Origin of the sequence: Rathayibacter sp. PhB179 (assembly GCF_004345345.1) — a bacterium.
In the GTDB taxonomy this organism is placed as follows: Bacteria; Actinomycetota; Actinomycetes; order Actinomycetales; family Microbacteriaceae; genus Rathayibacter; species Rathayibacter festucae.
On sequence record NZ_SLVD01000001.1, the window covers coordinates 15,411 to 27,607 of the forward strand.

A 12,197-nucleotide genomic window follows, 5' to 3' on the forward strand; every position below is an offset into this window, starting at 1 on the left:
CCGTGACCGCACTCGACCAGCGTCCCGGCGAGCGGACCGCTCCGTCGGAGCCGGGGACCGTCACCATCTCCGTCCGCTCCCTCGAGCGGATGGCCGTGGCGGTCGTCCACGAGGAGCTGGGCGTCGAGGTCTCCGCGATCCGCGTCCGGCTGTCGGACGACAGCGGCGGCCTCGCGCTCGCCGTCTCCGCCCCGGTCCTGACCGAGGGCGCTTCCACCGCCGAGGGGAGCCTGCTCGATCGCCTCCACCGCGACCGGGCGGCCATCGCCTCCCGGATGGGCGCGCTCACCGGCCGCACCGTCAGCCGCGTGGACATCCGCGTGACCGGCACCCGCACCCCGACCCGAGCCACGAGGAGAGTCGCATGAGCCCCGCAGCCACACCGCGCGACGCGGCACCGGACGCGCGCTACCGCCGCTACCTGCGCCGCGAGACCCACAGCTCGCGCTCGGCCGCCCAGATCGTCGTGCTCGTGCTGATCATCCTGATCGCCGCGTACGTCGGAACGGAGGCGGTGCTCGCGATCTTCGGTGCCGCTCCGCTGCTGCTCGCTCCGTCCGCGCTCCTCGGCGCGATCGTCGGCGTGACCGATCTCGCCTCCGGCGCGATCATCGGCATCGCCGTCGGCACTGCGGTGCTGGCGCTGATCCTGCTGGTGCTCGCCCTCGCCCCGGGGGCCCGCGCCCGCCACACCGTGGCGGACGACCGGCTCGCCGTCGTGATCGACGACGGCGTGATCGCCTCCTCCCTCGCCCGCTCGGCCCGCTCGGCCGCCCGGTCGCGTCGCGAGGACACCCGCGCCTCGATCGGCCGCCGCACCGCCGTGATCGAGGTGACCCCCTCCTCGGGGATCACCGTCGACCGCGACTCCGTGCAGTCCGCGGTCGACGACGAGCTGAGCCGCATCGCGGCGACGCCCGCCACCCGCGCCACCGTCCGCATCTCCGAGTCCGGGAGGATCTGATGACCACGAGCAACCGGTTCGTGAACCGCCTGATCCTCTTCCTGGTCGGCCTGGTCCTCGCCGCCGTCACCGCAGGCCTGGTCCTGATCGCCGTCTCGCAGCCGGTCCGCGACGCGGTCGCGGACTTCGCGGACGGCCAGGGCGCGGCCCTCGTCTCCCGCATCTCGCCGGAGGACGGCACCGCCTGGAGCGACGCGGCCGTGCTGTGGCCGCTCTACGCGATCCTCGGCATCTGCCTGCTGGGCATCGTGCTCGCGATCGTCCTGATCTCCGCGCACGGCCACGGCCGCACGAGCACCGTCCTCACCGACGCGGGCTCGTCCAGCGGGGTCGCCGGAGAGGTCGAGATCGCCACCGGCTTCGCCGAGGACGTGCTCGAGAACGCGCTGGCCGGCCGCACCGACCTGATCGACGTCACGGTCTCGGCGTACCGCCACGGCTCGTCGACGGCGCTCAAGGTCCGGGTCCTGCCCCGCGGCGGGGTCTCACCCCGCACGGTCGTGGACGCCGTGCACCAGGAGGTCCTGGAGCTCGATCGCCTGCTCGGCGCGCGACTGCCCGTCGTGCTCGAGGTCGCCTCGAGCGCCCGGGCCGGGTTCTCCAAGGAGGACCGGGTCGCCTGACCCGCGAGCGCCCGCGCTCGCCCACCACTTCCTCCGGCGGCCGTCGCCGGAGGACGAACCGAATCGAACGGAAGGAGCCCCTCATGGGTGCTGACGACAAGATCCGCAACGCGGCCGAGAACCTGCTCGGCAAGGCCAAGGAAGCGGCCGGCAAGCTGACCGACAACGAGAAGCTCGAGGCCGAGGGCAAGGCCGACCAGACCAAGGCGCACACCAAGAAGGTCGGCGAGGACGTCAAGGACGTCTTCAAGAACTGACGCCCTCGTCGAACGACGAAGAGGCCGCCTGTCGCTGATGCGACGGCGGCCTCTTCCGCTGTGTCCGGGCTCCCTGCGGAGTCCTGGGCTCGCGGCCCCGGGGTTCCGGCTCAGACGCTCCAGAACATGATGCGTCCGGCCGAGGCCGAGTCGATGCTCTGGTCGAGGTTGTCGGCGGTGTGCGAGGAGTAGAGGATCGTGCTCCCCTTCACGCTCGTGACGACGCCGGTGTGGTCCCAGTCGCCCGAGCCGTCCCAGTCGAACTGCACGACGTCGCCGGGCTTGACCTCCGAGCGCTGCGCGTTCGTGAGGGGCGTCGCCCGCTCCGGGTGCGCGGCCAGGTAGGAGTTGAAGGCGGTCGAGGAGGCCCAGGCCGAGCTGTAGCCGCCGGTGCGCGAGTAGCTCCACTCGCCGTCCATCTCCCAGCCGCGGGCGATCAGCGACTGCGAGGTGAAGTTGACGCAGTCGTTGCCGCCGATGACGCCGTACTGCGCGGAGTTGTAGTCGGACCAGTAGGTCTGCAGGTAGTCGAGCTGCGACGCGAGGCGGCTGGCCTCGAGCGCGGCGGCGGCCTTCGCGGCCTCGATCGCCGGGTCGGGCGTGTAGGCGAAGGTGATCGCGGAGGCGACGACCTTGGTGGTCGCGAGGACGCCGGTGGCGGTCGGGCTGGGCGAGGCCGTCGCGGTGGGGGCGACGAGCTCGGCGGGCTGCGCCTCGGTGGCGGCGGCGGCCGGCGTCGCGGTCGGAGCGGCGGTCGCGTCGGCGGCCGTCGGAGTGGCCGCCGGAGTGGCCGTGGTCGCGGTCAGCGGCTCCTCGGTCGGAGTCGTGGTGTCCACGGCGGGCTGCACCGTCTCGACCGGCGTGCCGTCCACGGTCGCGGCGGCGACGGAGTCCGTGACGGCGTCGAAGGTGATCGGCGCTCCCCCGGCGTCGAAGAAGGCGACGGGGACGACACCCTCGGTCTCGCCGTCCGCGGGCGGAGCGGTGACGGTGATCTGGTCGGGGTTGTCGACGGTGACGCTGCCCTCGGCGTCGCCGAAGCGGACCGTGGCGACGGAGTCGAGGTTCGAGCCGGCGATGGTGACGCTCGTGCCGCCGGCGACGGTGCCGGTGGTGGTCGAGACGCTGCTGAGCACCACGCGGGCGTCGGCCGTGGTGGCCGGCAGCACGGTGACGGGAGCGGCCGTCACGGTCGAAGCGGCGGTGGAGGCGGTCGCCGACTCGGCGTCGGCGGAGGCGCCGACGGTGAGGCTCACGCCGGAGGCGGCGGCCACGAGGACGAGCCCGCCCGACATCGCCAGCACGAGGTGCCGGCGCGAGGGGCGGAAGAAGGAGGAGCCGCGACGAGCGGGCTCGACGCGCTGGCGGTGCCCCTCGGCGGCGCGACGGTCGCGGCGGGAGGGGAAGACGTCGCCGCTGGCGGGGTGCAGCGGCGCTCCGGCGGAGGGGCGGATGCCCTCGGCGGCCGGCGCGAGCGCGGCGGGAGCGAGGACGGCCGGGTCCGGGGCCTCGACGGCGGGGGCGGCGGCAGCGGCAGGAGCGGCGACCGGAGTCGCGCGGACGCGGCCCTCGCGCTCGCGCGCCTCACGGCGGGTCAGCGGCGGTGCGAGCTGAGCGTCGGCGGGGGCGACCTCGGCGGCAGCGGGCACGGTGGAACGGGTGGAACTGTGGGGCACAGGGGAACTCACGGGTCGGTGCGCACGGGGGCGGGGGCGTGCGGGATTTCAGGGGGAAGCGGCCATGTCACCACGCGGGAGTCGGAGTCCCCTAAGGGCGACCTCCGAAAGCACTCCGAGTAACGGTACGGTAACAACGCCCGTCTGTCACGTCCGGTTCTGATCACGGCCGCCTCCGCAAGCCCTTGCGGGCCGATTTCCGGACACATCCGGATGTCCGAACGGACACGCCTTCAGCCCTCGCGCCGCTCGATCCTGCGAACGGCCGCACGCCGCCGGTTGTGCAGCCACCCCCAGCTGGAGAAGTTCCGGGCGTAGAAGATCCAGATCCCCGGGATGGTCGGCAGACCCTCCTCCGCCAGGCGCGCGTTGATCCGTTGCCCGTCCTTCCCAGTGCCGTCGCTCTCGGCGAAGACCGATTGGAGGCGAACGAGCACGTCGGAGGAGAACGGATGTCCGGCGATCGCGGCGTCGATCACCTCCAGGTCGCGCTGCAGCTTCTCCCGCGTCGGTCTCCGGAGCACCGCGCTTCCCTTCCGCCTCTCGGCCACGCGGGCGGGAACCCCTCCCGCCCGCGTCTCAACAGGCTTGTCACCCTCCAGCGGATGCGCCGACAGCTCCCAGTCCGTTCGAGCGCAGGGCAGGCTCGCCGACGGACGACGGGCGGGTTCAACCCCGATGCCGCTCGATCTTCCGCACGGCCGCGCGCCGCCGGTTGTGCAGCCACCACCAGCTGAGCGAGTACCGCAGCGTGGAAGCTCCGATCGTCTGAAGTTCCGGCAGGCCCTGCTCACGGAGTCGCGCGCTGATCAGCTCCTTGTCCCCGTCGCCGTCCTCGATGACGGCGAAGGCGCGCGTGATCGGCTCGGACCTGAAGGGATGCGCTGCAATGGCGTCATCGATCGAGCGGAGCTCACGCAATAAGCACTCAGGTGAACGTCGGCGGAACACGCTCCGGCCCTACTTTCCCCTGAGGCAGACCATGATCGCGGACGAGCGCTTCGAGGAGGCGTGCAGCGGGAACGTCATGAGATCTCCTTCGATCGAAAGCGAGCCTGCCTCGCTTTGAAGGAGAGGTTAGGGACGTGCTCGTTCGAACGGAAGGCGTGGCGCGGGATGCCCGACAGGGCGCGCCGGGATGCGCGAGGAGGTGATCTCGAGCCCGCCGATCAGCCGACCGGGGGCGCGCTAGGAGACCGTGCCCGGCGCGTAGTCGGGGGCGTCCGGCAGACCGAACAGGCGCTCGAGGGTCGGGATGCCGGCGTCGTGCAGGTGCTGCGCGAGCTCCACGCCGATGTAGCGGAGGTGGTACGGCTCGGACTCGTAGCCGGTGATCGGCGTGGTGTCGGGCTTGTAGCGGACGAGGAAGCCGAAGCGGTGCGCGTTCGCGCCGACCCACTGGCCCTCGGGGGTATCGCCCCAGCAGATCTCGAGCGCGCAGGTCCCCGAGGAGCCGACGACGTCGACGGCCCAGCCGGTCTGGTGCTCGCTGTGCCCCGGGCGCGCGCTGGTCGCGTCCGCTCCGGCCTGGCCGCGCGAGGACACCCAGCCGGCGTAGACGCTGACCTGGGTGTCGTAGGAGCGGTAGGCGCTCTGCACCGCGAGCGTCAGGCCGGCCTCGCTCGAGGCCGCCGCGAACATCGGCACCAGCGCGTCCGCGGTCGCCTGGCGCATCGGCTGGCGGTTGACGTAGCGGACGTCCGGGGAGACGAGGTCGGCCGGCACGTAGTCGACCGGGTTCAGGGTGCGGAGCTTGTTGACGACCACCCAGATGCTGGCCGGGTCGTCGTTCGAGTGGGCGGAGAGGTCGATCCCCGGCGTCGCGGTCGGCGTCGGCGTGGGCGTCTCGGTCGGGGTCTCGACCGGAGCGGCGCTCGCCGTGGCGGAGGCGCCGGCCGACGCGCCCGGGGTGGCACTCGGAGTCGCGGACGCGGTCGGAGCGCTCGCGCGCCCCGCACCGAGGGCCGCGTTCACGCCCACGGCGGCGATCCCGGCGGCCACGGCGACTCCCCCGATCACCAGGGCTCGGCGCCGTACGGGGCGCCCGTCGGGGGCCGGGTTCTCGTCCGAGGTCATGCTCCGAGCCTACGCGGGGCCCCGTTCGCGCCCGCGGAGAGCCCTGTCAAGCACTGAGGGGTGTATCCGTTCAGCACTGCTCCTCCATGGGGGTGTCGAATATCCTCAAAGGATTCACATAAGCAGACCCCCTAGCTTGAGTGACAGCCTCGGCGACCGCGCGCATCCGCCCCCTCGGATGAGCCGCCCACCGGTCCCGATGACGAGAGGACCCCATGCTGCGCCCCCTGCACGTCCGAGCAGTCCCCCTCCCCGCCCTCGCCCGCGCGATCGAGCTGCCCGACGGCGACGTCCCGCCCGTCGAGGTGACCGGGATCACGCTCACCGCCTCGGACGTCGAGCCGGGCGACCTCTTCGTCGCCCTCGCCGGCGTCCACCGCCACGGCTCCGACTTCGTCGCCGAGGCCGCCGAGCGCGGCGCCGTCGGCGTCCTCACCGATCCGGCCGGCGAGTCCGCCTCGCGCGCCACCGGTCTGCCCGTGCTGGTCGTCGACGACCCGCGGGCCCGCCTCGGCGCCGTCGCCGCCGTCGTCTACGCGACCACCGAGCGCGCCCCCCTGCTCCTCGGCGTCACCGGCACCAACGGCAAGACCTCGACGGTGCACATGCTCGAGGGGATGCTCCGCCAGCTCGGCGTCGTGCCGGGCCTGAGTTCCACGGCCGAGCGCCACATCGGCGACACCTCGGTGACGAGCGGGCTGACCACTCCCGAGGCCACCGAGCTGCACGCTCTCATCGCCCGGATGCAGGAGGAGGGCGTCGGCGCCGCGGCGATCGAGGTCAGCGCGCAGGCCCTCACCCGGCACCGCGTCGACGGCGTCGTCTTCGACGTCGCGGCGTTCACGAACCTGAGCCACGACCACCTCGACGACTACGGCGACATGGACACCTACTTCGCCCAGAAGGTGCAGCTGTTCCAGCCCGACCGCTCCCGCCGCGCGGTCGTCTCGCTCGACTCGCCCGCCGGGCAGCGGGTCGTGGCGGAGGCGGGCGTGCCCGTCACCACGATCACCTCGCTCCCCGACGTCGACGCCGACTGGCGGGTGAGCATCCTCGAGCAGGAGTTCGGCCGCACCCACTTCCGCGTCGAGAACCGGGAGAACCGGGCGATCACCACCTCCGTCCCGATCATCGGCTCGCACATGGCGGCCAACGCCGCCCTGGCGATCGTGATGCTGATCGAGGCGGGCCGGCCGATCGGCGAGATCCGCGCCGCCCTGCACCGCGACGGCGGCCTCGACGTCTCGCTCCCCGGCCGCACCGAGCGCGTCTCGGGCGAGCGCGGCCCCACCGTCTACGTCGACTTCGGTCACAGCGCCGACGCCTTCGCTCGCACGCTCGAGGCGGTCCGCGAGGTCACCCCCGGCCGCGTGATCATGGTCTTCGGCGCCGACGGCGACCGCGACGCGCTGAAGCGGCCCGCGATGGCCGAGGCGGCGGTCTCGGGCAGCGACGTGCTGGTGATCACCGACCACCACCCGCGCTTCGAGGATCCGGCGTCGATCCGAGCCACGCTGCTGGCGGCGGCTCGGGCGGCGCGTCCCGACGGCGAGATCCACGAGGTCGACGACCCCAAGCGGGCGATCCGCGTCGCGGTGTCGCTGGCGCACGAGGGCGACTCGATCCTCTGGGCGGGACCCGGGCACCAGAACTACCGCGATATCGAGGGCGTGCGGACGCCGTACTCGGCGCGAGCGGAGGCGCGGGCGGCGCTCCGCGAGGCCGGCTGGGCCGAGGCGGGGGTGCCGGCGCACAGCTGATCGCCGGCGCTCCGGGCCCTCGATCGCCGGCGCTCCGGGCCCTCGATCGCCGGCGCTCCGGGCCCTCGACCGCCGGCGCTTCGGACCCTTGATCGGCGGCACTCCCGGACCCTGATCGACGGCCTCGGACCGCGGATCGGGCGGTCCCCTCTGAGATCCTCCACAGGCTCGCCGGAAGCAGTGCCGGTGAGCTCGCACGCGGTGTAACTTTGCGCAGCACGCAACGTTTGCGGCGGTCCGCCGTGCCCTGGCGGCGTCCGCCAGACAAGGGGACCCCCGTGACCGATTCCGCCCGCCCGCCCGCGACCGCCGCCTCCCCGTCGGGCGCGATCATGACGCACCGCCAGATCCTCTTCGTGATCTTCGGCCTGATGGCGGGGATGTTCCTGTCCTCGCTCGACCAGACCATCGTCGGCACGTCGATGCGCACCATCGCCGACGACCTCGACGGCCTCTCGCAGCAGGCCTGGGTCACCACCGCGTACCTGATCGTCTCGACGATCGCGACGCCGATCTACGGCAAGCTCTCCGACATCTTCGGCCGCCGCCCGCTCTACCTGATCGCGATCGTCCTGTTCCTGATCGGCTCCCTCCTGGCCGGCTTCGCGACCTCGATGCTCGGCCTCGCCGGCTTCCGCGCGGTGCAGGGCCTCGGCGCCGGCGGACTGATGTCGCTCGCCCTCACCGTGATGGGCGACATCCTCCCGCCGCGCGAGCGCGCCAAGTACCAGGGCTACTTCCTCGCCGTCTTCGGCATCTCGAGCGTCGTCGGTCCGCTGATCGGCGGGCTCCTCGCCGGCACCCCCGAGATCCTCTTCATCACCGGCTGGCGCTGGGTCTTCCTGATCAACCTGCCGATCGGCGCCGTCGCGCTCTTCATCGTGGTGCGCTTCCTGCACCTGCCCAAGCCCGCCGCCCGCCGCTCCGTGCGGATCGACTGGTGGGGCGCCGCGCTCGTCATCGTCGCCGCCGTCCCGCTCCTCCTGGTCGCCGAGCAGGGCCGCGAGTGGGGCTGGGGCTCGCCGATCGCCTGGGTCTGCTACGTCGTCGGCGTGCTCGGCATCGTCGGCTTCATCGCCGCGGAGCGGATGATGGGCGACGACGCGCTGATCCCGCTCAAGCTCTTCCGCTCGCCGACCTTCTCGATGGCGACCGTCCTGGGCGTGCTCGTCGGCTTCGGCATGTTCGGCGGCATGATGGCGCTCCCGCTCTACCTGCAGCTCGTCAACGGCGCGACGCCGACCGAGTCCGGCTTCCTGATGCTGCCGATGATCCTCGGCCTGATGATCGCCTCGATCGTCTCGGGCCAGATCATCTCGCGCACCGGCCGCTACCGCGCCTTCCCCATCCTCGGCACCTTCCTGATGTCGGCGGCGTTCTTCTACCTGTCCTTCGTCTCGATCGACAAGCCGGTGATCTTCGTGATGGGCGGCATGCTGCTGCTCGGCCTCGGCCTCGGCCAGATGATGCAGACGCTGACCCTCGCCTCGCAGAACTCGGTCGACACGGCGAACATGGGCGTCGCGACCAGCGCCTCGACGTTCTTCCGCCAGATCGGCGGCACGCTGGGCACCGCGGTCATCTTCTCGGTGCTGTTCAGCCGCATCCCGGAGACGATCGCCGCGGCGTTCAAGAACCCGACGATCGCTGCGAACCTGCAGGCCGCCGCCTCGGACCCGACCATCGCGGCCGACCCGGCCAACGCCGGCATCCTGAAGCTGCTGCAGTCGCAGGACTCGTCGGCGATCGGCTCCGCACTCGACGGCGACACCTCGTTCCTGAACACGGCGAACGACGCGCTCTCGGCGCCGTTCCTCACCGGCTTCAACGACGCGACGGTGACCGTGTTCCAGGTCGCGCTCGGCGTGGTCCTGCTCGCCTTCGTGCTCTCCTGGTTCCTGAAGACCCCGCCGCTGCGGGCGAAGTCGGCCATGCAGGAGGCTCACGACCTCGCGAACGAGGACGCCGCGGCCGAGCTGCGCCGCACCGACCCGCAGATGGCCGCCCGCGCCGGTGCCGATCTCGCCGCCGGGAGCATCGAGCCCGACGTGCGGACCGACTCCGTCGCCACGGCGCCCCGGCGCACGGAGGACGGCGACCGGCGGGCCTGAACCCTCCGACTGCCTCGGCAGCCACCCCTGACGGCCCGGACGCCTCGGCGTGCCGGGCCGTCGGCGTTCCCGGAGCCACGCCACCGCCCGCTGTGCGGCCCGGCCCACCGCCCACCCCGCCAGCGCGGTGAGAGAGCGCTCCACCGGGATGGTCGTAGGATGACGGGACAGCCGCCGAAGGAGTCCGCAGTGACCGTTCCCCCCTCCCCCGCCTCGCCGACCCTGCCGGAGCAGATCGCCCTGGCCGAGCGCCTCGCCGCGCGCGACTGGCCCGCCGGCTTCCTCTGGGGCTCCGCCACCGCCGCCGCGCAGATCGAGGGCGCCGGCCACGAGGGCGGCAAGGAGGACAGCATCTGGGACGCCTTCTCCCGCGTCCCCGGTGCCGTCGCGAACGGCGACACCCCCGAGGTCGCCGTGGACCACTACCACCGCATGCCCGCCGACGTGCAGCTGATGAAGCGCCTCGGCCTCGACTCCTACCGCTTCTCGGTCAGCTGGTCGCGGGTGAAGCCCGGCGACCGCGCCGTCAACACCGAGGGACTCGACTTCTACTCCCGCCTCGTCGACGAGCTGCTCGGCGCCGGCGTCCTGCCCTGGCTGACCCTCTACCACTGGGACCTCCCGCAGGCCCTCGAGGAGACGGGCGGCTGGACGAACCGCGACACCGCCCAGCGCTTCCGGGACTACGCGGAGGCCGTGCACGCGCGCCTCGGCGACCGCGTGGCGCACTGGACCACCTTCAACGAGCCGTTCTGCTCGACCCTGCTCTCCTACGGCGCCGGGATCCACGCGCCCGGCGTGATCTCGCAGCAGGCCGCTCTCGCCGCCGTGCACCACACCCACCTCGCGCACGGGCTCGCCGTCTCGGCCCTGCGCGAGCTCGGCGCACAGAACCTCGGCATCACGCTCAACCTCTCCAACGCCGTCCCCGACGACCCGGAGGACGAGGTCGACCTCGACGCCGCCCGCCGCTTCGACGCGCTGCAGAACCGCATCTTCCTCGACCCGCTGCTGCTCGGCGAGTACCCCGAGGACCTGCTCGAGGACGTCGCGGGCCTGGGCCTGGACGAGCTGATCCAGGACGGCGACCTGGCGACGATCGCACAGCCGCTCGACTTCCTCGGCGTGAACCACTACCACGACGACAACGTCTCCGGGCACCCGCTGCCGGCCGGCGCGGAGGACTTCGCCCAGGCCACCGAGCGCGAGGTCGGCTCGCCGTGGGTCGGCTCGGAGTCGATCACCTTCCCCTCGCGCGGCCTCCCCCGGACCGCGATGGACTGGGAGGTGCACCCCGACGGGCTGCGCTACCTGCTCACCCGGCTGGGCCTGGAGTACGAGAACCTGCCGCCGCTCTACGTCACCGAGAACGGCGCCGCGTACGACGACGTCGTCGAGGACGGCCGCGTGCACGACGTCGACCGCACGCAGTACGTGCTCGACCACGTCGAGAAGGTCGCCGACGCGATCGACCAGGGCGCCGACGTCCGCGGCTACTTCGTCTGGTCGCTGCTCGACAACTACGAGTGGGCCTGGGGCTACGAGAAGCGCTTCGGCATCGTCCGCGTCGACTACTCCAGCCAGGAGCGGCTGATCAAGGACTCGGGACTCGTCTACTCGCGCCTCATCGGCGGCGCCGCGGCCGAGGCGCTGGACTAGACCGTGTCCGAGGGGATCAGGGGAGGCGGGCGCTCGCCGACGCTCGAGGCCGTCGCCGCGCGGGCAGGCGTCTCCCGCGCCACGGTCTCGCGGGTCGTCAACAACGCGCCGCAGGTCGCCGCCGAGATCGTCGCCGCCGTGCAGAAGGCCATCGCCGAGCTCGACTACGTGCCCAACCGGGCCGCGCGGATGCTCGCCTCCCGCCGCACGCAGTCCATCGCGCTGATCGTGCCGGAGTCGACCGCGCGCGTCTTCGCCGACCCGTTCTTCGCCGCGATCGTGCAGGGCGCCGCGATGCGCCTCGCCGACACCGACTACACGCTCTCGATGCTGATCGCCTCGGAGACCAGCGGCGAGAAGACCCGGCGCTATCTCCTCGGCGGCAACGTCGACGGCGCCCTGGTCGTCTCGCACCACTCCGGCGACCACTCCTACGCCGCGCTGTCGAACTCGCTGCCGATCGTCTTCGGCGGCCGGCCGCTCTCGCCGGACGAGCGCGACTCCTACTTCGTCGACGTCGACAACGCCGACGGGGCCGCCGTCGCGACCGCGCACCTGATCGCGGGCGGCTGCCGCCGCATCGCGACCATCGCCGGCCCTGCCGACATGCCGCCGGGCGTCGACCGGCTGATCGGCTGGCGCAGCGCCCTCACCGACGCGGGGCTCGACGACTCGCTCGTCGAGTGGGGCGACTTCTCGCCCGAGAGCGGCACGGAGGCGATGCGCCGCCTCCTCGAGCGCGACCCCGCCATCGACGGGCTCTTCGCCGCCAACGACCAGATGGCCGTCGGCGCCTACGCCGCGCTGCGCGAGGCCGGCCGCCGCGTCCCCGAGGACGTCGCCGTCGTGGGCTTCGACGACGACATCTTCGCCCGCTCCGCGGTGCCCGCCCTCAGCACCGTCCGCCAGGTCCCCGTCGAGCTCGGCGCCCGCATGGCCGAGCTGCTGACCGCCCGCATCGAAGGCGCCGACGTCGAGCACCGCACCCTGATGCCCACCGAGCTGATCGTCCGCGCGAGCTCCTGACCGCGCCCGCTCTCCTCCCCTCCTCCTCGCCACTCTCCAGAAGTT

Annotated in this window: 12 protein-coding genes; 8 read left to right on the plus strand and 4 right to left on the minus strand. The window is 72.7% G+C overall.

Annotation, left to right across the window (positions count from 1 at the left end):
* Positions 1–2 precede the first annotated feature (2 nt).
* From EDF43_RS00090 to EDF43_RS00105, 4 genes are all read left to right on the plus strand, one after another.
* Positions 3–368 (plus strand): hypothetical protein, encoded by a 366-nt coding sequence (locus EDF43_RS00090; protein WP_123734984.1) that lies wholly within the window; start codon positions 3–5, stop codon positions 366–368.
* Positions 365–964 carry a hypothetical protein gene (locus EDF43_RS00095; protein ID WP_123734983.1) on the plus strand — a complete coding sequence of 200 codons (600 nt, stop codon included), beginning with the start codon at positions 365–367 and terminating at the stop codon, positions 962–964. The genes EDF43_RS00090 and EDF43_RS00095 overlap by 4 nt, the downstream gene beginning before the upstream one ends.
* The gene (locus EDF43_RS00100) at positions 964–1,587 is read left to right on the plus strand and encodes a hypothetical protein (RefSeq protein WP_123734982.1); all 624 of its coding nucleotides are present in this window, start codon (positions 964–966) and stop codon (positions 1,585–1,587) included. Before EDF43_RS00095 ends, EDF43_RS00100 begins: the two co-directional genes overlap by 1 nt.
* Before the next feature lie 83 nt (positions 1,588–1,670).
* On the plus strand, positions 1,671–1,844 hold the full coding sequence (locus EDF43_RS00105; RefSeq protein ID WP_123702005.1) for a CsbD family protein: 174 nt from the start codon (positions 1,671–1,673) through the stop codon (positions 1,842–1,844).
* 110 nt (positions 1,845–1,954) lie between these two features.
* On the opposite strand, the gene EDF43_RS00110 is transcribed toward EDF43_RS00105, so the two are convergent.
* The 4 genes from EDF43_RS00110 to EDF43_RS00125 form a co-directional block, all read right to left on the minus strand.
* Positions 1,955–3,520: an amidase domain-containing protein gene (locus tag EDF43_RS00110; protein ID WP_132434694.1), complete on the minus strand. Its 1,566-nt coding sequence runs from the start codon at positions 3,518–3,520 to the stop codon at positions 1,955–1,957.
* A 233-nt stretch (positions 3,521–3,753) separates the two neighbouring features.
* Complete coding sequence (locus tag EDF43_RS00115; protein ID WP_123734980.1) at positions 3,754–4,044, minus strand: hypothetical protein; 291 nt, start codon at positions 4,042–4,044, stop codon at positions 3,754–3,756.
* Positions 4,045–4,189: 145 nt separating this feature from the next.
* Positions 4,190–4,471, minus strand: coding sequence for a hypothetical protein (locus EDF43_RS00120; RefSeq protein ID WP_243580969.1), 282 nt, complete (start codon positions 4,469–4,471; stop codon positions 4,190–4,192).
* A 237-nt stretch (positions 4,472–4,708) separates the two neighbouring features.
* A complete protein-coding gene (locus EDF43_RS00125) occupies positions 4,709–5,596 on the minus strand; it encodes a M15 family metallopeptidase (protein ID WP_165908962.1) in 888 nt (295 codons plus the stop codon).
* A gap of 215 nt (positions 5,597–5,811) precedes the next feature.
* Between EDF43_RS00125 and EDF43_RS00130 the strand changes: the two genes are divergently transcribed.
* From EDF43_RS00130 to EDF43_RS00145, 4 genes are all read left to right on the plus strand, one after another.
* Positions 5,812–7,356 carry a UDP-N-acetylmuramoyl-L-alanyl-D-glutamate--2,6-diaminopimelate ligase gene (locus EDF43_RS00130; RefSeq protein ID WP_123734977.1) on the plus strand — a complete coding sequence of 515 codons (1,545 nt, stop codon included), beginning with the start codon at positions 5,812–5,814 and terminating at the stop codon, positions 7,354–7,356.
* Between the two features lie 332 nt (positions 7,357–7,688).
* Positions 7,689–9,467: an MDR family MFS transporter gene (locus tag EDF43_RS00135; RefSeq protein WP_123735569.1), complete on the plus strand. Its 1,779-nt coding sequence runs from the start codon at positions 7,689–7,691 to the stop codon at positions 9,465–9,467.
* A 240-nt stretch (positions 9,468–9,707) separates the two neighbouring features.
* Positions 9,708–11,126 carry a GH1 family beta-glucosidase gene (locus EDF43_RS00140; RefSeq protein WP_243581131.1) on the plus strand — a complete coding sequence of 473 codons (1,419 nt, stop codon included), beginning with the start codon at positions 9,708–9,710 and terminating at the stop codon, positions 11,124–11,126.
* 3 nt (positions 11,127–11,129) lie between these two features.
* Positions 11,130–12,152 carry a LacI family DNA-binding transcriptional regulator gene (locus EDF43_RS00145; RefSeq protein ID WP_123734975.1) on the plus strand — a complete coding sequence of 341 codons (1,023 nt, stop codon included), beginning with the start codon at positions 11,130–11,132 and terminating at the stop codon, positions 12,150–12,152.
* Positions 12,153–12,197: the final 45 nt, after the last annotated feature.

What these genes read in the sequence shown, in the direction of transcription:
- EDF43_RS00130 (WP_123734977.1), top strand. Translation starts at nt 5,812, where the DNA reads ATGCTGCGCCCCCTGCACGTCCGAGCAGTCCCCCTCCCCGCCCTCGCC.
- EDF43_RS00100 (WP_123734982.1), top strand. Translation starts at nt 964, where the DNA reads ATGACCACGAGCAACCGGTTCGTGAACCGCCTGATCCTCTTCCTGGTC.
- EDF43_RS00135 (WP_123735569.1), top strand. Translation starts at nt 7,689, where the DNA reads ATGACGCACCGCCAGATCCTCTTCGTGATCTTCGGCCTGATGGCGGGG.
- EDF43_RS00105 (WP_123702005.1), top strand. Translation starts at nt 1,671, where the DNA reads ATGGGTGCTGACGACAAGATCCGCAACGCGGCCGAGAACCTGCTCGGC.
- EDF43_RS00125 (WP_165908962.1), bottom strand. Translation starts at nt 5,596, where the DNA reads ATGACCTCGGACGAGAACCCGGCCCCCGACGGGCGCCCCGTACGGCGC.
- EDF43_RS00095 (WP_123734983.1), top strand. Translation starts at nt 365, where the DNA reads ATGAGCCCCGCAGCCACACCGCGCGACGCGGCACCGGACGCGCGCTAC.